Here is a 23,580-nt window from a genome sequence, read left to right on the forward strand (position 1 = left end):
GTCGTTGCTGCGTGCGGTGAAGCGTTACGCGGGAACGCTCGCCACGCCCGGGGCGAGGAACCGCTTGCCGTTGACGCGCTCGCTGACGCCCTCACGGTCCAGGTACGGCGTGATGCCGCCCAGGTGGAAGGGCCAGCCCGCGCCGGTGATCAGGCAGAGGTCGATGTCCTGCGCCTCGGCGACGACACCCTCGTCGAGCATGAGCCCGATCTCCTGCGCCACCGCGTCGAGCACGCGGTCGCGGACCTGCTCCTCGGTCAGGACGGAGTCGCCCTGCTTGAGGAGCGCGGCGACCTCGGGGTCCAGCTCCGGCTTGCCGCTGTCGTACACGTAGAAGCCGCGCTTGCCCGCCTTGACGACGGCCGCGAGGTTCGGCGAGACGGTGAAGCGCTCGGGGAAGGAGCGGTTCAGGGTCTCCGAGACGTGCAGGCCGATGGCCGGGCCGACCAGCTCCAGGAGGATCAGCGGCGACATCGGCAGACCGAGCGGCTCGACGGCCTTCTCGGCGACGGCGACCGGGGTGCCCTCGTCGATGACGTTCTGGATCTCGCCCATGAAGCGGGTGAGGATGCGGTTCACGACGAACGCCGGGGCGTCCTTGACCAGCACCGCGGTCTTCTTCAGCTTCTTGGCGACGCCGAAGGCCGTGGCCAGCGAGGCGTCGTCGGTCTGCTCGCCGCGCACGATCTCCAGGAGCGGCAGGATCGCGACCGGGTTGAAGAAGTGGAAGCCGACGACCCGCTCGGGGTGCTGCAGCTTCGACGCCATCTCGGAGACCGAGAGCGAAGAGGTGTTGGTGGCGAGGATCGCGTGCGCCGGGGCGACCGCCTCGACCTCGGCGAACACCTGCTGCTTGACGCCGATCTCCTCGAAGACGGCCTCGATGATGAAGTCGGCGTCGGAGAAGCCCTCGGCCTTGTCCAGGACACCGGAGACCAGCGCCTTGAGGCGGTTGGCCTTGTCCTGGTTGACGCGGCCCTTGAGGAGCAGCTTGTCGATCTCCTCGTGGACGTAGCCCACGCCCTTGTCGACGCGCTCCTGGTCGATGTCGGTCAGCACGACCGGCACCTCCAGGCGGCGCAGGAAGAGCAGCGCGAGCTGCGAGGCCATCAGACCGGCGCCGACGACGCCGACCTTGGTGACCGGGCGCGCCAGGTTCTTGTCCGGGGCGCCCGCGGGGCGCTTGGCGCGCTTCTGTACGAGGTTGAACGAGTAGATGCCCGCGCGCAGTTCACCGCCCATGATGAGGTCGGCGAGCGCGACGTCCTCGGCGTCGAAGCCCTTCTGCAGGTCGCCGTCCTTGGCGGCCGCGATGATCTCCAGGGCGCGGTAGGCGGCCGGAGCGGCGCCGTGCACCTTGGAGTCGGCGATGGCACGGCCGCGCGCGACGGCGGCCTCCCAGCCCTCGCCGCGGTCGATCTCGGGACGCGTGACCTGGACCGAGCCGTTCAGGACGGAGGCCGTCCAGATCAGCGACTGCTCCAGGAAGTCGGCGCCCTCGAAGAGCGCGTCGGCGATGCCGAGCTCGAAGACCTGCTTGCCCTTGAGCTGACGGTTCTGGTTCAGCGAGTTCTCGATGATGACCGAGACGGCCTTGTCGGCGCCGATCAGGTTCGGCAGCAGCGCGCAGCCGCCCCAGCCGGGGACCAGGCCGAGGAAGACCTCGGGCAGCGAGAACGCGGGCAGCGCCTTGGAGACGGTGCGGTAGGAGCAGTGCAGACCGACCTCGACGCCACCGCCCATCGCGGCGCCGTTGTAGTACGCGAAGGTCGGCACGGCCAGGCCGGAGAGGCGCTTGAAGACCTCGTGACCGCCCTTGCCGATGGCCAGCGCGTCCTCGTGGTGCTTGAGGAGTTCGACGCCCTTGAGGTCGGCGCCGACGGCGAAGATGAACGGCTTGCCGGTGATGCCGACGCCGACGATGGAGCCCTCGGAGGCCTCCTTCTCGACCTGGTCGATCGCGGCGTTGAGATTCGCGAGCGAGCCGGGCCCGAAGGTGGTCGGCTTGGTGTGGTCGAAGCCGTTGTCCAGGGTGATGAGGGCGAAGCGGCCCGCGCCCTGGGGGAGGTCGAGGTGGCGTACGTGCGCCTGCGTGACGACCTCGTCCGGGAACAGCTCGGCCGCACCCTTCAGAAGCTCAGCGGTCGTGGTGCTCACTTGTCGCCTCCGGCGTCCTTGTGGTTCGGGTTCTCCCAGATGACCGTGGCGCCCATGCCGAAGCCGACGCACATGGTCGTGAGGCCGTAGCGGACCTCCGGCTGCTCCTCGAACTGCCGCGCCAGCTGCGTCATCAGGCGCACGCCCGAGGAGGCCAGCGGGTGGCCGAACGCGATGGCGCCGCCGTACTGGTTGACGCGCGCGTCGTCGTCTGCGATGCCGTAGTGCTCCAGGAAGGCGAGCACCTGCACGGCGAAGGCCTCGTTGATCTCGAAGAGGCCGATGTCGGAGATGGAGAGGCCCGCCTTGGCGAGCGCCTTCTCGGTGGCCGGGATCGGGCCGTAGCCCATGACCTCCGGCTCGACACCCGCGAAGGAGTACGAGACGAGCCGCATCTTGACCGGCAGGCCGTTCTCCCGCGCGAACTCCTCGGAGGCGATGAGGGAGGCGGTGGCGCCGTCGTTGAGACCGGCGGCGTTGCCCGCGGTGACGCGGCCGTGCGTACGGAACGGCGTCTTCAGCCCGGCGAGGCTCTCCAGGGTGGTGCCCGGACGCATCGGCTCGTCGGCGGTGGCGAGGCCCCAGCCGGTCTCGCCGGCCTCCTCGTTGGTGCGCCGTACGGAGATCGGCACCAGGTCGGCCTGGATCTTGCCGTCGGCGTACGCCTTGGCGGCCTTCTCCTGCGAGCGCACGGCGTACTCGTCGGCGCGCTGCTTGGTGATGCTCGGGTAGCGGTCGTGCAGGTTCTCCGCGGTCATGCCCATGAACAGGGCGGACTCGTCGACGAGCTTCTCGCTCACGAACCGCGGGTTGGGGTCGACGCCCTCACCCATGGGGTGGCGGCCCATGTGCTCGACGCCGCCGGCCACGGCGATGTCGTACGCACCGAAGGCGACGCTGCCCGCGACCGAGGTCACGGCGGTCAGCGCGCCGGCGCACATGCGGTCGATGGAGTAGCCGGGCACGGACTGCGGCAGCCCGGCCAGGATGCCGGCGGTGCGGCCGATCGTCAGACCCTGGTCGCCGATCTGCGTGGTCGCGGCGATGGCGACCTCGTCGATCTTGGCGGGGTCGAGGTCAGGGTTCCGGCGCAGCAGCTCCCGGATGGCCTTCACGACGAGGTCATCAGCACGGGTCTCGTGGTAGATGCCCTTCGGGCCCGCCTTGCCGAACGGGGTGCGGACGCCATCCACGAAGACGACGTCCCTGACGGTACGAGGCACGATGGCTCTCCTCCAGGGTGCGGTTGCGCCACACCTGCGGCGCGCTTCCTCAGGTCATGCTACTTGTCGGTAACTATGTGGCCAAGGGCTGCCCGCCGCCGCCTCGGCGAGGCGAAGGTCACACGCGCCCGGGGCGACCGGATCCACGGCTCCCACTTGGGCCGACAACCGGTGGTTGTCGGCCGTCTCGTTCCGTTGTTGGCCGAGGGGACGGCTCCCGGGATTGCCTCGCCGTCATGCGATCCATGCCCCCCGTCCCCGAATTCGCCGCCGCCCAGTGGACGCGTGCCACCGGCGCCGGCGTGGACCCCCACGAGTACCGGCGCGTCACCGACGACCTGACCTCGGTCGCCGACTGGGGTCCGGCCTTCCTCCGCACCGGTCAGGAGCACCTGCGGCGCGCCCGGGACGCCGGCTCGGCCCGCTCGGCGGGGGAGCACCTCCTGACCGCCGCCCGGTGGTTCCACCTGGCCACCCTCGCACCGTACGAGGAGGCGCACCGCGCCGCCGTCGCGGCCGACGAGGCCCTGGGCGAGGCCCTCGCCCTCTTGGAGCCCGGCGCGCGGCAGGTGAGCGGCGAGGGGTTCACCGGCCGGTTGCGCGGACCCGTCGACGCGCCCGGGACCGTCGTGATCGTCCCGGGCCTCGACTCGGCGAAGGAGGAGTTCCTCGATCTGGCGTCCGCGCTACTGGCCAGGGGGCTCGCGGTCTTCGCGATGGACGGTCCCGGACAGGGCGTGCTCGCGGCGGATTCGGTCTTCGAGGCGGAGTACGAGCGGGTCGTGGCCCGTGTCGTCGACGCCCTCGGAGCCCTGGCGGGCCGCAGGAATCTCCGGGTCGGGCTCGTCGGGATGAGTCTGGGCGGCTACTTCGCGGCGCGGGCGGCGGCGCTGGAGCCGAGGGTGGCGGCCGTCGCCACCGTCAGCGGTCCGTCCCGTCTCGACTGGGACGAACTGCCGCAGCCCGTACGGGACATGATCGCGCGCCGCACCGGCGGTACCGACGCCGCCCGCGCGTTCGCGCGCCGGGTGGACCTCGCCCCGCTCGCCCCGCGCATCGCGGCACCGCTGCTGGTCGTGGACGGCGCCCAGGACGTCATCCCGGGCGTGACGAACGGCGAGCCGCTCGCGAGGTCGGCGCCGCACGGCACGTACCTCCGCGTCCCGCACGGCGACCACCTGCTCGGCAACGCGCGCCCCGACTGGCTGCCGCACCTGGCCGACCACGTCGCACAGACCCTGACGGCGGACCACAGCTGATCCGCACGCCGAACCCGATCCGTACACCGAACCCGATCCGCACGCCGAACGGCCACCCCGCGTCGCGAGGTGGCCGTCGGGTCGTCACGGGGTCAGGACAGGGTCGTCGCCAAGGCCGTCACCAGGGCCGGCGTCACCAGCGTGACCTGCCACCGGCGGGCGCCGTGCGCGGCCAGGGCCGAGGCCACGGACTCCTCGTCCACCCGGGCCGGCGGCTCCCAGCAGACGCGGCGGACCGTGTCCGGAGTGATCAGGTTCTCCTGCGGCATGTTCAGCTCCTCGGCGAGGGCGGAGACCGCGGCCCGCGCCGCGGAGAGCCGCGCCGCGGCGGCCGGGTCGCGTTCCGCCCAGGAGCGGGGCGGCGGCGGTCCCGTGACCGCCTGGCCCGGCTGCGGAAGCTCCGCGTCCGGCAGCTCCTTGGCGCGGTCGACGGCGGCCTGCCACTGCTCCAGCTGACGCCGCCCCATGCGGTGCCCGAATCCGGTGAGCCCGGCGAGCGCGTGCACGTTGGGCGGCAGCGCGAGCGCGGCCTCGACGATCGCCCCGTCGCCGAGCACCTTGCCGGGCGACACGTCGCGGCGCTGCGCGATCCGGTCGCGGGCGGTCCACAGCTCACGGACGACCGCCATCTGCCGGCGCCTGCGCACCTTGTGCATGCCGGACGTACGGCGCCAGGGGTCCTTGCGGGGCGGCGCGGGCGGCGCGGAGGCGATGGCGTCGAACTCCTCGCGGGCCCACTCCAGCTTCCCCTGCCGGTCGAGCTCCTTCTCCAGGGCGTCGCGCAGGTCGACGAGGAGCTCCACGTCGAGCGCGGCGTACCGCAGCCAGGGTTCGGGGAGCGGCCGGGTCGACCAGTCGACGGCGGAGTGACCCTTCTCCAGGACATAGCCGAGGACGCCCTCGACCATCGCGCCGAGACCCACCCGCGGGAACCCGGCGAGCCGGCCCGCGAGCTCCGTGTCGAAGATCCGCGACGGAACCATGCCTATCTCGCGCAGACACGGCAGGTCCTGGGTGGCGGCGTGCAGCACCCACTCGGTGTCGGCGAGGGCGGCGCCGAGGCCGGAGAGGTCGGGGCAGGCGACGGGGTCGACGAGAGCGGTGCCCGCGCCCTCCCTGCGGAGCTGGACGAGATAGGCGCGCTGGCCGTACCGGTAGCCGGACGCGCGCTCGGCGTCGACGGCCACGGGGCCGGTGCCCGCGGCGAAGGCGGCCACCGTCGCGGCGAGGGACTCCTCGTCGGCGATCACCGGCGGAATGCCGTCGCGCGGCTCGAGGAGGGGGATCGGCAACCCTTCGGAAGAGAGGCCGTCGTCGTCCGGAGGGGCGCCCCCGGTGGTGCGCAGTGAGCTGTCTGCTGCGGTCTCTTGGGCGTCGGTCACCTGTCAAGGGTATCTGTGTATGGACAGCGCCCGTCGACGGAACGTTCCGTCGACGGGCGCCTGAGGGGTGTAAATGAGTCAGTGGATGATGCCGGTACGCAGCGCCACCGCCACCATCCCGGCTCTGTCACCCGTGCCGAGCTTGCGCGCGATCCTCGCGAGGTGGCTCTTCACGGTCAGGGCGGACAGGCCCATCGAGACGCCGATGGCCTTGTTGGACTGGCCCTCCGCGACCAGGCGCAGCACCTCGACCTCGCGGCCGGAGAGCTCGCGGTAGCCGCCGGGGTGGCTCGGGGCGCCCGGAGGGCGGCGGTGCATACGGGCGGCGGCCGAACCGATCGGAGCCGCGCCGGGGCGGGTGGGGAGTCCGACGTTCGTACGGGTGCCGGTGACGACGTAGCCCTTGACGCCGCCCGCGAGGGCGTTGCGCACGGCACCGATGTCGTCGGCGGCGGAGAGGGCGAGGCCGTTCGGCCAGCCCGCGGCACGGGTTTCGGAGAGGAGCGTGAGGCCGGAGCCGTCGGGGAGGTGGACGTCTGCGACGCAGATGTCCCGGGGGTTGCCGATGCGGGGACGAGCCTCCGCGATCGACGAGGCCTCGATGACGTCGCGTACACCGAGCGCCCACAGGTGGCGGGTGACGGTGGAACGGACGCGGGGGTCGGCCACGACGACCATGGCGGTCGGCTTGTTCGGGCGGTAGGCGACCAGGCTTGCGGGCTGCTCGAGGAGAACGGACACCAGGCCTCCTGGGTGGGGGGACGGGAGGGACCGGCTCGGGGATGAAGCCGGGACGAACCGTGCTTTCAAGGTCACAAACCTCTTCGGCACCAATCGCATCCGCCTTTAGGGAATGATCACGATTTGGTGAGAGAGAATTGGGGCAATTCGGACATGCGCTCGATCATCCGAAGATCAAACCGAACACGCCCTCTTACGGGTGACCCCCACGCGGACAAACCCCGCGGCACCCGGCCGCGGGGAGAGGGAGACGGATGACGGCGGCTCAGGGGGAGAGCGGCCCGCGCCGCTGGGGCAGCGAGACCACCGAGCCGTCGCCGGCCGGGCCCGCCGGCGGCAGCCCCGCGATCTGGCAGAGCAGATCGCACCACGCCGCCAGATGGGCGCCGGTGTCCGGCACCCCACCGGCCGCCTCCCGCGGCGTCCACGAGGCGCGGATCTCGATCTGCGAGGCGGGCGGCCGCTCCGAGAGGCCGCCGAAGTAGTGCGAGCCCGCCCGGGTCACCGTGCCGCTCGCCTCCCCCGCGGTGAGCCCGCGCGCCTGCAGCGCCCCGGTCAGCCACGACCAGCACACCTCCGGCAGCAGCGGATCCGCCGCCATCTCCGGTTCCAGCTCCGCCCGCACCAGCGTGACCAGGCGGAAAGTGCCCTTCCAGGCGTCGTGCCCCGCCGGATCGTGCAGCAGCACGAGCCGCCCGTCCGCGAGGTCCTCCTCGTCCTCGACGACCGCCGCCTCCACCGCGTACGCGTACGGCGCGAGCCGTTTCGGCGGCGGGGTCGGATCGATCTCGATCTCCGGCCGAAGCCGTGCCCCCCGCAGCGCCTCGACCGCCGCGCGAAAGGGCGGCGGAGCCGAATCCGCCACCTTCCCCTCCGAACTCTCCATCTCGCCAGCGCCGTCCGACCGTTGTCCCTGAGCCGCAGCCATGCGGGGAAGGTTAAGGGGAACGGCGCCTTCGCGCAGGGAGAGACACCCGTGAGGGCGCTCTCGGTCGACGTGCGAGACTTTCCGCGTGAGTGCCAATGACAGCCGAGGCCCCGCGGGCCGGCAGAACGCAGCGACGTACGACTCCCCCTTCATGAAGGCGTGCAGGCGCGAGGCCGTGCCGCACACGCCGGTCTGGTTCATGCGGCAGGCGGGGCGCTCACTGCCCGAGTACCGCAAGGTGCGCGAGGGCACCGCCATGCTGGAGTCCTGCATGCGCCCCGACCTCGTCACCGAGATCACGCTGCAGCCGGTGCGCCGCCACAACGTGGACGCCGCGATCTACTTCAGCGACATCGTCGTGCCGCTCAAGGCGATCGGCGTCGACCTCGACATCAAGCCGGGCGTCGGCCCGGTCGTCGAGAACCCGATCCGCACCCGCGCCGACCTCGCGCAGCTGCGGGACCTCACGCCCGACGACGTCCACTACGTCACCGAGGCGATGGGGATGCTCACCGCCGAGCTCGGCTCGACGCCGCTCATCGGGTTCGCCGGCGCGCCCTTCACCCTCGCGAGCTACCTCGTCGAGGGCGGCCCGAGCCGCAACCACGAGCACACCAAGGCGCTCATGTACGGCGACCCGCAGCTCTGGGCGGACCTGCTGGACCGGCTCGCGGAGATCACCGCCGCCTTCCTGAAGGTGCAGATCGAGGCGGGCGCGAGCGCCGTGCAGCTCTTCGACTCGTGGGTGGGCGCGCTGTCGCCCGCCGACTACCGCCGCTCGGTGATGCCCGCCTCGACAAAGGTCTTCGACGCCGTCGCCTCGTACGACGTGCCCCGCATCCACTTCGGCGTCGGCACGGGCGAGCTGCTCGGGCTGATGGGCGAGGCCGGCGCCGACGTCGTGGGCGCCGACTGGCGGGTGCCGCTGGACGAGGCCGCGCGCCGCGTCGGGCCCGGCAAGGCGATCCAGGGCAACCTCGACCCGGCCGTCCTTTTCTCCACCCGCGAGGCCGTCGAGGCCAGGACCGACGAGGTGCTCGCCGCCGCGAAGGGTCTCGAGGGGCACATCTTCAACCTCGGGCACGGCGTCCTGCCGACGACGGACCCGGAGGCGCTGACCCGTCTCGTGGAGTACGTGCACACGCGCACGGCGGTCTGAACGGCGCCCGTCCGAAAGATGTCCGAAAAGGGTCCCTGCCCAGGTGGGCGGGGACCCTTTCCGTACACGGCTCCCGTCATCGGTCCCCGTACTCAGCGGTCGGAGCGCACCGCCGCCACCGCCTTGCGCGCCGCCACCAGGACCGGGTCCCACACCGGGGAGAACGGCGGCGCGTACCCCAGGTCGAGCGCCGTCATCTGCTCGACCGTCATCTGCGCGGTGAGCGCGACGGCCGCCACGTCGACGCGCTTGCCCGCCCCCTCGCGGCCGACGATCTGCACGCCGAGGAGGCGCCCGGTGCGCCGCTCGGCGAGCATCTTCACCGTCATCAGGGCCGCGCCCGGGAAGTAACCGGCCCGGCTCGTCGACTCGATGGTCACCGTGACGAACCGCAGCCCGGCGGCCTCCGCGTCCCGCTCGCGCAGTCCGGTGCGGGCGATCTCCAGGTCGCAGACCTTGCTGACGGCCGTGCCGACGACGCCCGGGAAGGTCGCGTAACCGCCGCCCGCGTTCGAGCCGATGACCTGGCCGTGCTTGTTGGCGTGGGTGCCGAGGGCGATGTGCCGCTCGCGTCTGGACACCAGGTCGAGGACCTCGACGCAGTCCCCGCCCGCCCAGATGTCGTCGTACCCGCGCACCCGCATCGCCAGGTCGGTGAGCAGCCCGCCGTACGCGCCGAGCGGGAGGCCGGCCTCGCGGGCGAGCGTGGTCTCGGGGCGCACGCCGATGCCGAGGACCACGACGTCCGCCGGGTACTCGGCGTCCTCCGTGGCGACCGCGGCGACCCGTCCGTCGTCGCCGGTGAGGATCTTGGTGACCTCGGCGCCGTTCACCATGGTGATGCCGAGGCCCGTCATGGCGTCGTGCACCAGGCACCCCATGTCCGGGTCGAGCGTCGACATGGGCTCCTTGCCGCGGTTGACGACGGTCACCTCGTAACCGCGCTTGATCAGCGCCTCGGCCATCTCGACGCCGATGTATCCCGCGCCGATCACCACGGCCCGCCGCCCGGAGGTGCCGGCCAGCGTGTCGAGCAGGGCCTGGCCGTCGTCCAGGGTCTGCACGCCGTGCACGCCGGGCGCGTCGATGCCGGGCAGCGGCGGGCGGACGGGGCGCGCGCCGGTCGCGATGACGAGCTTGTCGTACGAGGTCCAGTACTCCTCGCCCGCGTCGAGGTCGCGGGCCAGGACGCGGCGGCCCGGCACGTCGAGCCGCACCACCTCCGTGCGCATCCGCAGATCGATCGCGCGCTCGCGGTGCTGCTCGGGCGAGCGCGCGACGAGGTCGTCCCGCTCCGCCACGTCGCCGCCCACCCAGTAGGGGATGCCGCAGGCGGAGTACGAGGTGAAGTGGCCCCGCTCGAACGCCACGATCTCCAGCTCGTCGGGGCCCTTGAGCCTGCGCGCCTGCGACGCGGCGGACATGCCCGCCGCGTCGCCCCCGATGATCACCAGTCGTTCCCGTGTGCTGCTCATACGGACACGCTACGGCGCGGGGGCCTGCGCGACGGCCCTCAATCCCGGTCGTCCTGACGGCCGGTGGCGGCCCGCGGAGCCGGCGGGGCCGGCGGGGCGAGGGGAGCCGGGGCCGGCGTCGCCCGGCGGGTGACGCGCGGGCGGACCACCCGCAGCCACAGCAGGAACAGCAGCGCGGCGATCGCCGCGAAGGGCAGCACCGCGGCCAGGACGACGCCGATCCACCGCAGCGCCGTGACGAAGGCGTCCCAGCCGCCCGCGAGCGCGTCCGTGAACGACGGGTCGTCGTCATCGACGCCCGTCTTCGCCGCCGCGTTCTCGGTGAGCGAGAGCGTGATCGTCGCCATGCTCGTGCGGTCCTTCAGGGACGACCGCTGGGCGAGCAGCGCCTCTAGGTCGGACTGGCGGGTGCTCAACTCGCCCTCCAGGGCGACCACGTCGCTCAGCCTGGTCGCCTTGTCCATCAGCTCCCGCACCCGCGCCACGCTCGCCCGCTGCGACTTGACGCGGCTCTCCACGTCGACGACCCGGTCCGTGACGTCCTGCGCCTTCGCCTCGCGGTCGATCAGCCTGCCGGTGCCGGAGAGCGCGTCGAGGACCTTCTCGTACCGGTCCTGCGGGACGCGCAGCACGACACGGGAGCGCTCGCGGCCCCCGTCGTCGCGGCTGGTGTCCTCGTCGCCGACGATTCCCCCGGCGTCCTCGGCCGCCGCGCGCGCCGTGTCGAGCGCCCGGGGGACGTCCTTGACCCGGACGGTGAGCCGCGCGGTGCGGATGATGTAGGTGGCGGCGGGCACGGCCGTCTTCCGGCCACCGGGGCGCTCGCCACCGGACGTATCGGCGCGGCCCCCGCCGGCCCCCTGCGCGCCGGCCGAGCTGCCCGCCGCCTTGCGGTCCGTGTCACCGCCGCTGTCATCGCCGTCACCCCCCGCGCCGCACCCGGTGACGGCGAGCGCGACCACCAACAGGAGACCGGAGACCGCCCGGACGGCAAGAGGACGGGAACGGGACAGGGACAAGGAGAGAGACCTGCTGGACGCGTGCATCGACGTACCCCCGAGAGACGTGGTGACCGATGCTTCTTTGACGCCGCGCGGACCCGGAACGGTGGTTGCCGCCCGGTCCCGATGCGGTCACGGTCGGGACTCGCCGGTCTGAGAGAGTGGGGGGCATGCGCGCAACGGACACACGTACGGGGATGGGCCACGCCGTCGTCATCGGGGGTGGGATCGCCGGGCTCGCCGCCGCGCATCGATGGCTCACCTCGGGACCCGGGCGGCGGGTCACCGTTCTGGAGGCCTCCGGGCGGGTCGGCGGCAAGTTGCACGCCGACGAGATCGCCGGGGTCCGCGTCGACCTCGGCGCCGAGTCGATGCTCGCCCGCCGTCCCGAAGCCGTCGCCCTCGCCCGCGAGGTGGGCCTCGCCGACCTGCTGGAGCCGCCCGCCACCGCGACCGCGGCGATCTGGACCCGTGGCGCCCTGCGGCCGATGCCCAAGGGGCACGTCATGGGCGTGCCCGGCGACGCGTCGGCCCTGGCGGGGGTGGTCTCCGACGAGGGGCTGCGGCGCATCGAGCGGGACCGTGAACTGCCGCCCACCGAGGTCGGCGACGACATCGCCGTCGGTGAGTACGTCGCCGCGCGCCTCGGCCGCGAGGTCGTCGACCGCCTCGTGGAGCCGCTGCTCGGCGGGGTGTACGCCGGGGACGCGTACCGCATCTCCATGCGCTCGGCCGTCCCGCAGCTCTTCGCGGCGGCCCGCACCCACGCCTCCCTCACCGAGGGCGTCCGCGAGATCCAGGCGCGCGCCGCGCAGAACCAGCAGACCGGGCCCGTCTTCATGGGCATCGACGGCGGCATCGGCCGCCTCCCGCTCGCCGTCGCCGCGTCGCTGCGCGCACGCGGCGCCGAGATCCGCACCGACACGCCGGTCACCGAGGTGCGGCGGAGGGCCGACGGGTGGCTGGTGACCACGGAGAGCGGACGGCACGAGGCCGACGCCGTCATCGTCGCGCTGCCCGCGCCCGCCGCCGCGAAGCTCCTGGACACCGAGTCGCCCGGCGCCGCGGCCGAGCTGCGCGCCGTCGAGTACGCCTCCATGGCGCTGATGACCCTCGTCTACCGCCGCGCCGAGACCGACCTTCCCGAAGGCAGCGGTTTCCTCGTGCCGCCCGTCGACGGGCACACCATCAAGGCGTCCACCTTCGCCGGCCGCAAGTGGGGCTGGATCGACCGGCAGGACCCGGAGCTGGTCGTCCTGCGCACCTCCGTCGGGCGCCACCGCGAGACGGAGATCCTGGAGCGCGACGACGCCGAACTCGTCGCCCTCTCCCGGCACGACCTGCGCGCGGCCACCGGCCTGACCGCCGAGCCGGTCGCCACCCGCGTCACCCGCTGGAACGACGGCCTGCCGCAGTACCCGGTGGGCCACCACGCGCGCGTGGCCCGCATCCGCGCCCACGTCGCCGCCCTGCCCGGCCTCGCGGTGTGCGGCGCCGCCTACGACGGCGTGGGCATCCCCGCCTGCATCGCGAGCGCCCACGCCGCCGTCGACCAGCTGGGCGGGGACCTCGCCGGTGTGGAGGAGCTCACCCGCAACCCGGTGCAGAGCCTGCACGGCGGCGGAGGAGAATAGCCCCATGAGTGACGACGCCCCCGCCAAGACGCCCAACGCGGGCAAGAAGGCCAAGGACCTCAACGAGGTCATCCGCTACACCCTGTGGTCCGTCTTCAAGCTGCGAGACGTGCTCCCCGAGGACGGCACGGTCCGCGCGGGCTACGCGGACGAGGTCCAGGACCTCTTCGACCGGCTCGCCGCCAAGGACATCACCGTCCGCGGCACCTACGACGTCTCCGGCCTGCGCGCCGACGCCGACGTCATGATCTGGTGGCACGCCGAGACCTCCGACGAGCTGCAGGAGGCCTACAACCTCTTCCGCCGCACGAAGCTCGGCCGCGCCCTGGACCCGGTCTGGTCGAACATGGCGCTGCACCGCCCCGCCGAGTTCAACAAGTCGCACATCCCGGCGTTCCTCGCCGACGAGACGCCGCGCAACTACATCAGCGTCTACCCCTTCGTGCGCTCCTACGACTGGTACCTGCTGCCCGACGAGGACCGCCGCCGCATGCTCAAGGACCACGGCATGATGGCCCGCGGTTACCCCGACGTGCGCGCCAACACGGTCGCCTCGTTCTCGCTGGGCGACTACGAGTGGCTCCTCGCCTTCGAGGCCGACGAGCTGTACCGCATCGTCGACCTCATGCGTCACCTGCGTGCCTCCGAGGCCCGGATGCACGTCCGTGAAGAGGTGCCGTTCTACACCGGCCGCCGCAAGTCCGTGGCGGACCTGGTGGCGGGCCTGGCGTAGCGGGCCGGCACCCCCCGGGTCCTGCGGGTCAGCGCTCCCGGGGCAGTTCCGCCGCGCGGATCCCGGACGTCGGCGAGGGCTCCTTGTGCGGTGCGCACGCCGCGCGCCGCACGGGGAGCTCGCCGTGCAGGAGATACGCGTCCAGGTGCCCGTTGACGCACTGGTTGGGGCCGCCGCCGATGCCGTGCGTGCCGGCGCCCCGCTCGGTGACCAGGACCGATCCCTCAAGGCGCCGGTTCAGCTCCCGCGCCCCCTCGTACGGCGTCGCCGCGTCGCGCTCGGCGGCCAGGATCAGCGTCGGCGGCAGCTCGCCGCCGGCCGCGCGCACGTCCAGGGGCTGTTGCCGGGGCGCCTTCCAGTAGGCGCACGGCAGGTTCATCCAGGCGTTGTCCCAGGTCTCGAAGGGCGCGGTGCGCGCGAGCCGGGTGTTGTCGTGGTCCCAGGTGGCGAAGTCGGTGGGCCAGTCCGCGTCGTTGCACTCCACGGCCGTGTAGACGGCGTTGCCGTTCTCCTCCTCCGCGGCCGCCTTCGGCTCCGGCGCGGCCTGTTCGATCAGCGGCTTGGGGTTGCCCTTCAGATACGCGGAGAGCGCCGCCGCGCGCATCGGCCAGTAGTCGTCGTAGTACCCGGCCTTGAGGTAGGCGCCCTGCAGCTGGCCGGGGCCGACCTTGCCGCCCGCGGGCTTGCGGACCAGCTCGGCGCGCACCTTCTCGTAGCTGCGAAGGACCTGCTCGGGCGTGCTGCCCAGGTGGTAGGTCTTGTCGTGCTTGGCCACCCAGGCGCGGAAGTCCGCCCAGCGCCGCTCGAAGGCCGCCGACTGGTCGAGGTTGTTGCCGTACCAGATCTGCCGCGGGTCGGGGTTGACCGCCGAGTCGAAGACCATGCGGCGCACGTGCGAGGGGAAGAGCGTGGCGTAGACCGCGCCGAAGTACGTGCCGTACGAGGCGCCCATGAACGTCAGCTTCCGCTCACCGAGGGCCGCCCGCAGCACATCCAGGTCACGTGCGTTGTTCAGCGTCGTGTAGTGGCGCAGGCCGGGGTTGCGGGCCGCGCAGCCGCGCGCGTACGCCTTCGCCCGCGCGACGCGCTTACGCTTGTACGCCTCGTCGGGGTGGGTCGGCGACTGCGTGGGCGCCTTGATGTACGACTTCGGGTCCTCGCAGGACAGCGGCGCCGAGCGGCCCACCCCGCGCGGGGCGTAGCCGACCAGGTCGTAGGCGGCGGCGATGCGCTTCCACTCGGGCATCATGCCGACCATCGGGAAGTACGTGCCGGAGGCGCCGGGTCCGCCGGGGTTGTAGACGAGGGAGCCCTGCCGGGTGACCTTCTTGCCCGCCGCCTTGCCGGCCGCCTTGCCGGTGGCCTTGGTGCGGCTGACGGTCAGTTTGATCTGCTTGCCGCCGGGGCGGGCGTAGTCGAGCGGCACGGAGACCGTGCCGCACTTGATGGACGGCGGAAGGCCCTCGGCCTTCGCGCAGGTGCCCCAGTGGATCCCGGCGGCCTCGGCGCGCTGGGCCGCGACGGCGGTGCCGAACGTCTCGGGGGAGGGCGGGGCGCCGCTCGCGCTCCCCGCGGGGGCGGCGACGAGGGCGGTCAGGACCAGGGATCCGGCGGTTCCGTAACGGACGGCTGCTGCTCTCATCGCGCGTGCATACCCCTTTTGTTCGGTTGTGCGTGCGGGAGGTTCTCGAACAAAAGGGATGATTCGTGTGGTAATTGACGAAGTAAAGCACCGGCCCGCCGGTGTCGGCTCAATGACCCCGTTGCCCCGCCTCCCGGTGCGGCCGCTGCGCGAAGGCCGCCCGTAGTCCGGGGTCGCCGGTGGCGCGGACCCCGCGCACCGCGACGGCGGTGAGCCCCTCGCCGCGCGCGGGCAGCGCGCCGAGCAGCCGCTGGCCCGCGGGGGACGCCCACCGCGTGTACGGGTGGATCTCGACGCGGGCGATGAGCAGACAGCCCGCGCAGACGAGGAGCGGCAGCGCGAACCAGACCGCGACGGGCACCTGCCCGGCGACGCCCGGCCCCTGCCCCGGCAGCAGCACCGCGACGGTGCCGAGGGCGAGCACCGCCACGGTGGCGGCCCGCACCTGGCGCACCGCCGCCGCGACGCCCGTCCCGGTGTCCTCCGGGACCGCGAGCCCGGCCGCGACGAGCCGGTCCGCGAGTGCCCGCACCGGGTCGGCGGCGGCCGTGGCCCGGCGTATCTTCGCTATCCGCGACTGTCCGTCCCGGCCGATCGCGCCGAGCACCGAGCGCTCGATGGCGTCGCGGCCCACCGGGTCGACGACGGTCGCCCAGCCGGTGTGGGCGATCAGCAGCCGGCGCGCCCCGGCCATCGCGACGAGCGTCACGTCGGCGACGCGGTACGGGCCGCCGGACAGGAACGCCGTCTCGTAGAGGGTGAGTTCGTGGTCGCGGGCCGCGGTCTTCTCCTGGGTGGCGGCGCGGCTCGCGGCGAGGCAGAGCCGGCCGCAGGACAGCCCGGCGGCGGCCCAGGCGAGGAGGAACAGAGGGACCCAGAACATGGCGGTTTTCTATGCGAAGGCGCCGCATTCCGCCATGGCTTATTCACCATGCGGACAGCCGGTGACAGGTAGGTAACGTTCCGTTTGCCGTCGCTCCCGGTCACCGGGTGGCGGGTGCGGGCCGGGAGACGGCCGGGGGCAGCGAGTAGGTGGCCGACGGTGTGACGGGTGCGGCGGGGGCGGGGGAGTCGGTCGGACCGGGCGGCGGCGGCGGTGCCCGGGTCACCGGTCCCGCGGGGCCGGACGTGGCCGCGTCCTTCGCCAGCCCGTCGAAGTCGACGAGTCCGGTGCTCTCCAGGACCTTGATGTGGTCGAGGACGGTCGTGTTGGCGTCGTCGGCCAGGCCGCGCACCAGCGAGTTGCGGGTGTTCGCGCGGACCAGGGCCACCAGGGAGAAGACCGTGCCGTGGGCGCGCCGCAGGATGTTGGCGAACTTTTCGTCGTACGTCTCGCCGCGGGCGCCGCTCAACTCGACCAGCCAGTCGCGCTGTTGGGGGCTCGGCTGACTGGGCAGCTCCAGGCTGAGCCGAGCCGCGACCTCGCGCACGCGTGCGTCCAGGAAGGTGTGCCCCTGTACGAGGTGCTCGCCGGCCGTGCGCACGGCCCTGGTGGTGCCGCGCTCCTCCGCCTGCTGCCCGGCGGGCAGCTCCCACAGCCCGGCGAGGCGCACCTTGATGATGAACTCCCGGTCCTGGGCGGACAGCGGCCCGAAGTCGGTCGACACGGACTCGGCGTCGAGCCGGTCGAGGGCGGTGCCCGAGCGGTCCTCGTAGGACCAGAGCGGGAAGATCAGCGCGGTCAGGGTCGCGACGAGGCCCGCCACGATGAGGCCGGTGCCGTTGATGGTTCGGGATCGCATGACGCCTCCTGGTGCGCCACCGCACGTTAGTGCGCGCCGGGCGGGGCGCGGCCCGATACGGCGAAGAGTACGTCAACTGCCTTACGGGGCGGCCGGGTTGCCCGGCGCGGAGGGTGCCCGCAGACGGCGTACCCTCGTCTGCACCACCTGGCCCGCGACTCCCGTCACCTCCGCAGCAGGACCCGGCGGGTGGCCCGGCGCAGGCGGGCGGCGGGGCGGTGCGACAGGGGGGCCGGGCCCGAGCGCTCCCGCCACCAGGTCCTCAGCTCTCCGCGGGCGGCCGTGTCCTCGGGCCGGCCGGTGGACAGCAGGTGGGCGGCGAAGTGCAGCGCGTCGTGGCGGTAGCCGGCGGTCATGGGGCGGGAGCGGGCGTAGTCCAGGAAGTGGGTGCGGTACGCGGCGCCGAGGATCCCGGGCAGCTCCGGGGCGACCTTCGCCACCACGTCGGCCCGCTTGGCGGCCAGGGCGTGGCTCTGCACCTTCAGCCGCGCGTGGTCGAATCCCTCGGGCGCCGGGGTGCCCGCGACGAGCGCGGAGAGCAGCGAGGCCTGGGCGAGCGCGGTCCGCTGCCGGGCGGCCGGGGAGGCGGGCGTCACCTCACGCCGAGCGGCGGGCTCCGGCGCGGGCAGCTCGCCCGAGACCTTCACGGTGGCCCGGATGGCGTCCAACTCGCCTTCCAGCTCCGCGGGTTCGGGGAAGTTCTCGTCGCGCTCCAGGAGTACGCCCGGCGGGGACACCCGCGACGCCAGGTCGGCGAGGATCGCGAGGACCGGCTCGGGCACCGGGTGTGCGTGGCTGTCGTGCCACACCCCGTCCCGCTCGAAGCCGCCCGCCACATGGACGTACGCGATGGCCTCGACGGGCAGCTCGTCCAGGGCCCTTGCCGGGTCCTCGCCGCGGTTGACGTGGTTGGTGTGCAGGTTGGCGACGTCGATGAGCAGCCGTACGCCGGTCCGCTCGACGAGCTCGTACAGGAACTGTCCCTCGGTCATCTCCTCGCCCGGCCAGGCGACCAGCGCCGCGATGTTCTCCACGGCGAGCGGCACGGGCAGCGCGTCCTGGGCGACGCGGACGTTCTCGCAGAGCACGTCGAGGGCGTCACGGGTGCGCGGCACGGGCAGCAGGTGCCCGGCCTCCAGCGGCTGCGTCGCGGTGAGGGTGCCGCCCGCCCGTACGAACGCGATGTGCTCGGTGACCAGCGGCGAACCGAGGGCCTCCGCACGCTCGGCGAGCGCCGTCAGACGCCCCTCGTCGGGGCGGTCCGCGCCGCCGAGCCCCAGCGAGACGCCGTGCGGCACGACGGTCACCCCGCGCTCGCGCAGCCGCAGCAGGGAGTCGGGCAGATGGCCCGGACAGAGGTTCTCGGCGACGGCCTCGACCCAGTCGATGCCGGGCATCGCCTCCACGGCGTCGGCGATCTCGGGCCGCCAGCCGATCCCCGTGCCCAGTCGTGCGATCCCCGTACCCGGTCGTGCGCTCCCCGTACCCGGTAGTGCCGGCCGTCCCAGGTGCCTCTCCTGACGCGTCATGCCGCTCCCCTTCGTCCCGCGGGCCCCCGTACCCCCGGCCCTCCGTCCTCAGGGCATGACCGGGACGGGGGCGGGTGAACCCTCGGGGGAGGACGTTCAGAGCTACATTTGAGGTTCCGGCCGGCCGGTGTTGACCTGGCCGGGCGGCGCGGGCGAGGGGCGGGACGTGGCCGACACGTCGCCGCTGGGCCCGGCGGGCGGCGCCTGCGGGGGCGCGACGCCGGACGGCGGCGGAGGTCCGGTGGGGCTGGCGGTCGCGGTCGAGGCGGCGCCGTTCGCGATCCCGTCGAAGTCGACCTCGCCGGTGGCCTCCAGCATCGTGATGTGGTCGAGGACGGTCTGGTTGGAGTCGGTGGCGAGCTGCCGCACGAGCGAGTTGCGGGTGCTGTCGCGGACCAGCGCGATCGCGCCGAAGACCTTGCCGTGCGAGGCGCGCAGCAGATTGGCGAACTTGCGCTGGTACTCCTCGCCGCTCGCCGCGGTCAACTCGTCCAGCCAGCCCTGCTGTTGCTCGGTGGGCTGGTTGGGCAGCTCGACGCCGAGCTGCGCCGCGACGCCGCGCACCCGGCGGTCGAGGTCGGTGTGGCCGACGATCAGATGGTCCCCGGCCTCCTTGACCGCCTTGGTCGGCGCCCGCTCGACGGCCTGCTGTCCCGCGGGTATCTCCCACAGTCCGGCGAGCCGCACCTTCACCAGCAGGTCCCGGTCGGCGGCGGAGAGCGGCCCCCACCGGGTGGCGACGGAACCGGCGGCCAGATTGGCCTGCCCGGTTCCGGACCGGTCGGCGTAGGACCACACGGGGAACGCGATCGCCCCCAGCGTGGCGACGAGTGCCGCGATGATCAGAGCCGTGCCGTTGACGCGCCGCAAGGTGCCTCCCGTGGTGCTCCGGTGTCGCCGGTGATACCGGGGAGTACGGAAGATACGGGCGGGGCGTTCAACCGCGCGAGACGTCGGACGCGAACGGTACGGGGGAGCGGCCGAGGTGGGTCAGCACCTGGTCCAGGGCGCCGGCGTCGGGCGGGGTGGGCAGCGCGGGCGCGAACGCGGCGCCGGGGCCGCGGAGTTCGGGTGTAGCGGGCACCCGCCGGGCCACCGCGAGCGCGGCGGCGACCACCTCGTCGGGGAAGGTGACCGGGACGTCGAGGGTGACGGCCACGTCCCACGCGTGCACCACGTAGTCGAGGAGGTGGAACCCGACGGCGGTACGTCCGGAGAAGCTGCCGCCGAGCTCCGGCAGCACGAACTGCCGCTCCCTGCCGTCCTGTTCGTACGCTGCCCCGTACTCGGCGAAGGCGGCGACGACATGCCGCACGGACTCCTCGTAGCGGGCCGACGGGTCGCTGCCGAGGTCCAGTTCGAGCCAGAACGTGCGGTCGTCGCCGGCCCCGCGCGCGGCCGCCGCGAAGCCGTGGTGCTGGGCGGTCATATGGGTCACGAGGCGGCGCAGGGTCCAGCCCGCGCAGGGGGTGGGGCGCTCCCAGTCGGCCGCGTCGCGGGCGAAGGACAGGACGTGCAGGGAGGTCTGGACGGCGGTGCGGTCGAGGGCGACGAGGTCGGTCACGGTGTGCCTGCTTTCCGGGTCGGGGTTCCGGGCGGGGCGGGAAGCCGTCGAAGGCATGCGGCCAGCATAAAACTAAACGAACGGTCGTGCTAGCGGGTTTCGGTGCGGGATGGGCCAGCGCCCCAGGGGGCCGGGTGGGCCGGCGCCTCGGGGAGCCCGATGGGCCGGCGCCTCAGGGAGCCCGATGGGCCAGCGCCTCGGGGAGCCCGATGGGCCGACGCCTCAGGGGAGTTGCGGCACCAGCTCCGGATCCGTGGCCGCCGCCCGCAGCCGCGCCGTGATGCCCGAACTCGCCCGCCGGTACGCGTCCGGCGCGCCGTGCAGCACCGAGTACGCGTTGGCCGTCTCCATGAGGGCGACGAGTTCGAAGGCGAGCTGCCCGATGTCCGTGTCCGCCCGCACCTCACCGGCGTCGCGCGCCTCGCCGATGCAGCGCTCCATCTGCCCGGTCCAGCCGCGGGCGGCGTCGACGACGGCGTCGTGCACGGCCCCCTCGCGTGCGTCGTACTCGGCCATCGCCCCGTAGAAGAAGCAGCCGCCGGGGAAGACCCGCTCCTCCGAGTACGCCAGCCAGTTCGCGCAGAGCCGTGCCACCTGCCCGAGGCCGGGCGGCTCCTCGCGCGCGGGCTCCACCACCGTGTCGAGGAAGATGCGCCCCGCCGCCCTGACGGTCGCCAGCTGCAGCTCCTCCTTCGAGCCGAAGAGCGCGAACACCCCGCTCTTGCTGAGGTTCAGCTCGGCGGCGATGCGCCCCAGCGACAGGGCGTCGAGCCCCTCGACGGAGGCGATGTCGACGGTGCGGCGCAGCACGAGGCGGCGGGTCTGGTTGCCGCGTTCGACCCGGCCGTCCAGCCGCCCGCCGGTTCCCGCGGTGCCGCTGCTCACGACCGGCCCCCGGGCCGGTCCGACGCCGCGCGTCCGCGTTCCGCTCTCGCCCGCATGTCTTCCTCCGCTCCTGGCCCGCGCCGACACCACTCTGCGCCCGGCTTCGCCGCCGGCCGGGTCCGTCCGTGCTCGCACCCTAGTGCCCGGGTCAGTGTCCCGGCGCGCGCGGCGTGCGACGACCGCCGTGGGCTTCATCAGCACTGCTCAACCCGGTCATTCCATTTTCGGCAATGATCCCGTGCCGAAGTTCCTCTTGTCGCAATGACCCGGCGCTCCACAGGATGAGGACATACCGAAACCGCACCGAGCCACGAGGTTTGCATGATCGTCATCACCGCTCCCACCGGGAACATCGGCCGCCATCTGCTGCCCCTGCTCCTGCAGTCCGCCCCCGCCCACGGCGAGCGCCTGCGCGTCGTGGTGCGCGACCCGGCCCGCCTTCCCGACGCGACGCGTGAACGGGTCGAGGTGGTCGTCGGCTCGCACGGCGACGCCGACGTCGTCGACCGGGCCTTCGCCGGCGCGGACGCCGTGTTCTGGCTCGTCCCGCCGGACTCCTCGCGGACGCCGGACGAGGGCTTCCGGGGCTTCACGCGTCCCGCCGCGCAGGCGCTCGTCACCCACGGCGTCGGCCATGTGGTCGGCGTCTCCGCGCTCGGCCGCGGCACGCCCGTCGCCGACCGGGCCGGGCTGGTCACGGCCTCGCTCGCCATGGACGATCTCATCGCCGGGACCGGCGTCGCCTACCGCGCCCTCGCCAACCCCTCGTACTTCGAGAACTTCCTGGAGGACGCCGAGGAGATCCGGGAGAAGGGCGTCTTCACGGACGTCGTCGACCCCGACCGCAAGGTCCCCCTCGTCGCCGTCGCCGACATCGCGGCCGTCGCCGCCGGGCTGCTCCTGGAGCGCACGTGGTCCGGTGTGGACAGCGTCCCGGTCCTCGGGCCGCAGGACCTGTCCCCGAACGACCTGGCCCGCATCATGACGGAGCGGCTCGGTCGGCCCGTACGGTACGAGCGCCAGGCGTTCGACGAGTTGTACGCCGCCCTCGTCGGCTACGGGCTCGACGAGACGTTCGCGCGGGGCGTCTGCGACATGAAGCGGGCCAAGGACGCGGGCCTCGACGCCGGCGTCACCCGCACGCCGGACACCGCCACGCCCACCACGTTCGAGCAGTGGTGCGACCGGGTGCTCAGGCCTGCCGTCGCGTCCTCGCCCGCCGCCTGACCGTTCCCCGCGACCCGACCTGACCCGATCTGCACCCGTACCCCATCATCGACACACCTCCCGGAGGCCCGTCCCATGTCCGCACAGGAAACCGCCCTGCCCGTCACGGCGTTCATGCTCGTCAAGACCACGCCCGAATGGCTCGCCATGACCCCGCAGGAGCGGGTGGAGGCGTTCACCACGCAGGTCGTCCCCGCCGTCGAGGCCGGGACCACCGGCGTCCGGTCGCGCTTCTACGACACCGAGTTCTACTCCACCCGCGTCACCGACGTCTGGGTCTGGGAGGCCGTCGACCACGACGCCTACCAGCGCCTCGTCGACGCCCTGCGCGAAACCCCGTTCTGGGACCGCTACTTCGAGGTCGTCGACCTCCTGGTCGGCACCGAGAACGGCTACGCCCGTACGTACGGCGTCGAGGCCGTCACGTCGATCAGCACCTGATCCCTCAGGCGGCACCTGATCCCTCGGGCAGCACGTGATCCCTCAGGGGCCGAGGAGGCCGATGCGGTTCACGCCCTCGACCGCGACGGTCGGGCCGGGGGCGATCTCGGTGAAGCCCGCGTCGCGGACCACCGGGTTGTCGCCGGCGCACACCACGCGCCAGTGGCCGGCGTCGGCGGTCCGCACGGAGAGCGGGAAGCCGGCGTCGCGCCACGCCGCGCGCTCCTCGTCCGAGAGGTCCCACCAGGCGAGTTGGGCTCCGTGGCCTGCCTGGGCCATGGTCTTGCCCGCCGTCATCTCCACGTGGGGATTCAGCCAGAGCACGGGGTGCGTCGGGTCGGCGCCCGCCGGCGGCTCCGGGTCGTCGAGTTCGGTCCCGGAGACCTGGAGCCGCGCCAGTTCCTTCGGCCATCCGTCGAGCGGTACGGGAGGGAAGACGCGGACCTCCGCCGACTTGCCGGTGACGGTGATGCCCGGCAGCGCCTCGGCCTTGCGCCACTCGGCTCCCCGGGCCCGGCGCACCACCTTGCGGATACGGGCGTCCTGCCAGTCCCGCATGGCCTGCGCCCACTCGCCGTCGCCGAGGGAACGCGCGTCGCTCAGCATCACCAGGACGGCGCGGGCCGCGGTCTCCAGGGCATCCGTGCGGGCCGGCGGAGCGGCGCGCTCGATGCGGGCGACGAGGGGCAGCACGAACTGCGGCGCCTCGTCGCGCGAGGTGATCTCGTGCCGGAACGGGCTGTCCTGCGCGGCAGGCCCGGCGGGGGCGCTGGCGGGGGCGCTGTCGGCGGTGGTCGTCTCTTCGCTGCTCACGCGGCAAGTCTGCCAGCCTCCCGGCCGACGGGCCGTGCCCGGCCC

At 73.2% G+C, this 23,580-nt stretch carries 21 protein-coding genes; 6 read left to right on the forward strand and 15 right to left on the reverse strand.

From position 1 onward, the window contains the following. Window positions 1-24 precede the first annotated feature (24 nt). Complete coding sequence (locus ACZ6CV_RS21180) at window positions 25-2,157, reverse strand: 3-hydroxyacyl-CoA dehydrogenase NAD-binding domain-containing protein (RefSeq protein WP_469252280.1); 2,133 nt, start codon at window positions 2,155-2,157, stop codon at window positions 25-27. Further along, complete coding sequence (locus tag ACZ6CV_RS21185; RefSeq protein WP_362366768.1) at window positions 2,154-3,380, reverse strand: thiolase family protein; 1,227 nt, start codon at window positions 3,378-3,380, stop codon at window positions 2,154-2,156. The genes ACZ6CV_RS21180 and ACZ6CV_RS21185 overlap by 4 nt, the downstream gene beginning before the upstream one ends. 236 nt (window positions 3,381-3,616) lie before the next feature. Here ACZ6CV_RS21185 and ACZ6CV_RS21190 point away from each other — a divergent pair, with 236 nt between their 5' ends. Further along, a complete protein-coding gene (locus tag ACZ6CV_RS21190; RefSeq protein ID WP_469252281.1) occupies window positions 3,617-4,639 on the forward strand; it encodes an alpha/beta hydrolase family protein in 1,023 nt (340 codons plus the stop codon). A 92-nt stretch (window positions 4,640-4,731) separates the two neighbouring features. Here ACZ6CV_RS21190 and ACZ6CV_RS21195 read toward each other — a convergent pair whose 3' ends face one another. From ACZ6CV_RS21195 to ACZ6CV_RS21205, 3 genes are all read right to left on the reverse strand, one after another. Then, window positions 4,732-6,021, reverse strand: coding sequence for an HRDC domain-containing protein (locus tag ACZ6CV_RS21195; RefSeq protein ID WP_469252282.1), 1,290 nt, complete (start codon window positions 6,019-6,021; stop codon window positions 4,732-4,734). A gap of 78 nt (window positions 6,022-6,099) precedes the next feature. After that, window positions 6,100-6,762: a response regulator transcription factor gene (locus ACZ6CV_RS21200; protein ID WP_030687574.1), complete on the reverse strand. Its 663-nt coding sequence runs from the start codon at window positions 6,760-6,762 to the stop codon at window positions 6,100-6,102. 265 nt (window positions 6,763-7,027) lie between these two features. Continuing rightward, complete coding sequence (locus ACZ6CV_RS21205) at window positions 7,028-7,690, reverse strand: DUF3000 domain-containing protein (RefSeq protein ID WP_469252283.1); 663 nt, start codon at window positions 7,688-7,690, stop codon at window positions 7,028-7,030. An 85-nt stretch (window positions 7,691-7,775) separates the two neighbouring features. On the opposite strand from ACZ6CV_RS21205, the gene hemE reads away from it, so the two are divergent. After that, window positions 7,776-8,849: a uroporphyrinogen decarboxylase gene (gene hemE, locus ACZ6CV_RS21210; RefSeq protein WP_469252284.1), complete on the forward strand. Its 1,074-nt coding sequence runs from the start codon at window positions 7,776-7,778 to the stop codon at window positions 8,847-8,849. Between the two features lie 92 nt (window positions 8,850-8,941). Here the strand turns inward: hemE and ACZ6CV_RS21215 are convergent, their stop codons facing one another. Both ACZ6CV_RS21215 and ACZ6CV_RS21220 read right to left on the reverse strand, forming a co-directional pair. Continuing rightward, on the reverse strand, window positions 8,942-10,324 hold the full coding sequence (locus ACZ6CV_RS21215) for an FAD-dependent oxidoreductase (protein WP_469252285.1): 1,383 nt from the start codon (window positions 10,322-10,324) through the stop codon (window positions 8,942-8,944). A 38-nt stretch (window positions 10,325-10,362) separates the two neighbouring features. Further along, window positions 10,363-11,370, reverse strand: coding sequence for a DUF4349 domain-containing protein (locus ACZ6CV_RS21220; RefSeq protein WP_469252286.1), 1,008 nt, complete (start codon window positions 11,368-11,370; stop codon window positions 10,363-10,365). A 125-nt stretch (window positions 11,371-11,495) separates the two neighbouring features. Between ACZ6CV_RS21220 and hemG the strand changes: the two genes are divergently transcribed. Further along, window positions 11,496-12,959, forward strand: coding sequence for a protoporphyrinogen oxidase (gene hemG, locus ACZ6CV_RS21225; protein WP_469252287.1), 1,464 nt, complete (start codon window positions 11,496-11,498; stop codon window positions 12,957-12,959). Window positions 12,960-12,963: 4 nt separating this feature from the next. Next, window positions 12,964-13,692: a hydrogen peroxide-dependent heme synthase gene (gene hemQ / locus ACZ6CV_RS21230; protein WP_469252288.1), complete on the forward strand. Its 729-nt coding sequence runs from the start codon at window positions 12,964-12,966 to the stop codon at window positions 13,690-13,692. Between the two features lie 28 nt (window positions 13,693-13,720). On the opposite strand, the gene ACZ6CV_RS21235 is transcribed toward hemQ, so the two are convergent. The 7 genes from ACZ6CV_RS21235 to ACZ6CV_RS21265 form a co-directional block, all read right to left on the reverse strand. Then, a complete protein-coding gene (locus ACZ6CV_RS21235) occupies window positions 13,721-15,334 on the reverse strand; it encodes an alpha/beta hydrolase (protein WP_469252289.1) in 1,614 nt (537 codons plus the stop codon). Window positions 15,335-15,443: 109 nt separating this feature from the next. Continuing rightward, window positions 15,444-16,217 (reverse strand): TIGR04222 domain-containing membrane protein, encoded by a 774-nt coding sequence (locus tag ACZ6CV_RS21240; RefSeq protein WP_469252290.1) that lies wholly within the window; start codon window positions 16,215-16,217, stop codon window positions 15,444-15,446. Between the two features lie 100 nt (window positions 16,218-16,317). After that, the gene (locus ACZ6CV_RS21245) at window positions 16,318-17,076 is read right to left on the reverse strand and encodes a DUF4142 domain-containing protein (RefSeq protein ID WP_469252291.1); all 759 of its coding nucleotides are present in this window, start codon (window positions 17,074-17,076) and stop codon (window positions 16,318-16,320) included. Between the two features lie 164 nt (window positions 17,077-17,240). Beyond that, complete coding sequence (locus tag ACZ6CV_RS21250; RefSeq protein WP_469252464.1) at window positions 17,241-18,473, reverse strand: MbnB/TglH/ChrH family RiPP precursor modification enzyme; 1,233 nt, start codon at window positions 18,471-18,473, stop codon at window positions 17,241-17,243. Between the two features lie 234 nt (window positions 18,474-18,707). Further along, window positions 18,708-19,475: a DUF4142 domain-containing protein gene (locus ACZ6CV_RS21255; protein WP_355805081.1), complete on the reverse strand. Its 768-nt coding sequence runs from the start codon at window positions 19,473-19,475 to the stop codon at window positions 18,708-18,710. A 67-nt stretch (window positions 19,476-19,542) separates the two neighbouring features. Next, window positions 19,543-20,226 (reverse strand): TIGR03086 family metal-binding protein, encoded by a 684-nt coding sequence (locus ACZ6CV_RS21260; RefSeq protein ID WP_469252292.1) that lies wholly within the window; start codon window positions 20,224-20,226, stop codon window positions 19,543-19,545. A gap of 165 nt (window positions 20,227-20,391) precedes the next feature. Next, entirely contained in the window at window positions 20,392-21,054 is a 663-nt protein-coding gene (locus ACZ6CV_RS21265) for a TetR/AcrR family transcriptional regulator (protein ID WP_469252293.1), read from the reverse strand. Between the two features lie 321 nt (window positions 21,055-21,375). Here ACZ6CV_RS21265 and ACZ6CV_RS21270 point away from each other — a divergent pair, with 321 nt between their 5' ends. Both ACZ6CV_RS21270 and ACZ6CV_RS21275 read left to right on the forward strand, forming a co-directional pair. Continuing rightward, window positions 21,376-22,281: an NAD(P)H-binding protein gene (locus ACZ6CV_RS21270; protein WP_469252294.1), complete on the forward strand. Its 906-nt coding sequence runs from the start codon at window positions 21,376-21,378 to the stop codon at window positions 22,279-22,281. Window positions 22,282-22,356: 75 nt separating this feature from the next. Then, window positions 22,357-22,722: a darcynin family protein gene (locus ACZ6CV_RS21275; protein WP_469252295.1), complete on the forward strand. Its 366-nt coding sequence runs from the start codon at window positions 22,357-22,359 to the stop codon at window positions 22,720-22,722. A gap of 42 nt (window positions 22,723-22,764) precedes the next feature. Here ACZ6CV_RS21275 and ACZ6CV_RS21280 read toward each other — a convergent pair whose 3' ends face one another. Further along, on the reverse strand, window positions 22,765-23,535 hold the full coding sequence (locus ACZ6CV_RS21280) for a peptidyl-tRNA hydrolase (RefSeq protein WP_469252296.1): 771 nt from the start codon (window positions 23,533-23,535) through the stop codon (window positions 22,765-22,767). Between the last annotated feature and the right edge of the window lie 45 nt (window positions 23,536-23,580).

This window comes from Streptomyces sp. NPDC041713 (assembly GCF_055591085.1).

Excerpts from the sequence above, each read along its gene's own strand:
- ACZ6CV_RS21190 (WP_469252281.1), top strand. The coding sequence starts at position 3,617 with ATGCGATCCATGCCCCCCGTCCCCGAATTCGCCGCCGCCCAGTGGACG.
- ACZ6CV_RS21205 (WP_469252283.1), bottom strand. The coding sequence starts at position 7,690 with ATGGCTGCGGCTCAGGGACAACGGTCGGACGGCGCTGGCGAGATGGAG.
- ACZ6CV_RS21215 (WP_469252285.1), bottom strand. The coding sequence starts at position 10,324 with ATGAGCAGCACACGGGAACGACTGGTGATCATCGGGGGCGACGCGGCG.
- ACZ6CV_RS21220 (WP_469252286.1), bottom strand. The coding sequence starts at position 11,370 with ATGCACGCGTCCAGCAGGTCTCTCTCCTTGTCCCTGTCCCGTTCCCGT.
- hemG (WP_469252287.1), top strand. The coding sequence starts at position 11,496 with ATGCGCGCAACGGACACACGTACGGGGATGGGCCACGCCGTCGTCATC.
- hemQ (WP_469252288.1), top strand. The coding sequence starts at position 12,964 with ATGAGTGACGACGCCCCCGCCAAGACGCCCAACGCGGGCAAGAAGGCC.
- ACZ6CV_RS21235 (WP_469252289.1), bottom strand. The coding sequence starts at position 15,334 with ATGAGAGCAGCAGCCGTCCGTTACGGAACCGCCGGATCCCTGGTCCTG.
- ACZ6CV_RS21240 (WP_469252290.1), bottom strand. The coding sequence starts at position 16,217 with ATGTTCTGGGTCCCTCTGTTCCTCCTCGCCTGGGCCGCCGCCGGGCTG.
- ACZ6CV_RS21245 (WP_469252291.1), bottom strand. The coding sequence starts at position 17,076 with ATGCGATCCCGAACCATCAACGGCACCGGCCTCATCGTGGCGGGCCTC.
- ACZ6CV_RS21250 (WP_469252464.1), bottom strand. The coding sequence starts at position 18,473 with ATGCCCGGCATCGACTGGGTCGAGGCCGTCGCCGAGAACCTCTGTCCG.
- ACZ6CV_RS21260 (WP_469252292.1), bottom strand. The coding sequence starts at position 20,226 with ATGCCTTCGACGGCTTCCCGCCCCGCCCGGAACCCCGACCCGGAAAGC.
- ACZ6CV_RS21270 (WP_469252294.1), top strand. The coding sequence starts at position 21,376 with ATGATCGTCATCACCGCTCCCACCGGGAACATCGGCCGCCATCTGCTG.
- ACZ6CV_RS21275 (WP_469252295.1), top strand. The coding sequence starts at position 22,357 with ATGTCCGCACAGGAAACCGCCCTGCCCGTCACGGCGTTCATGCTCGTC.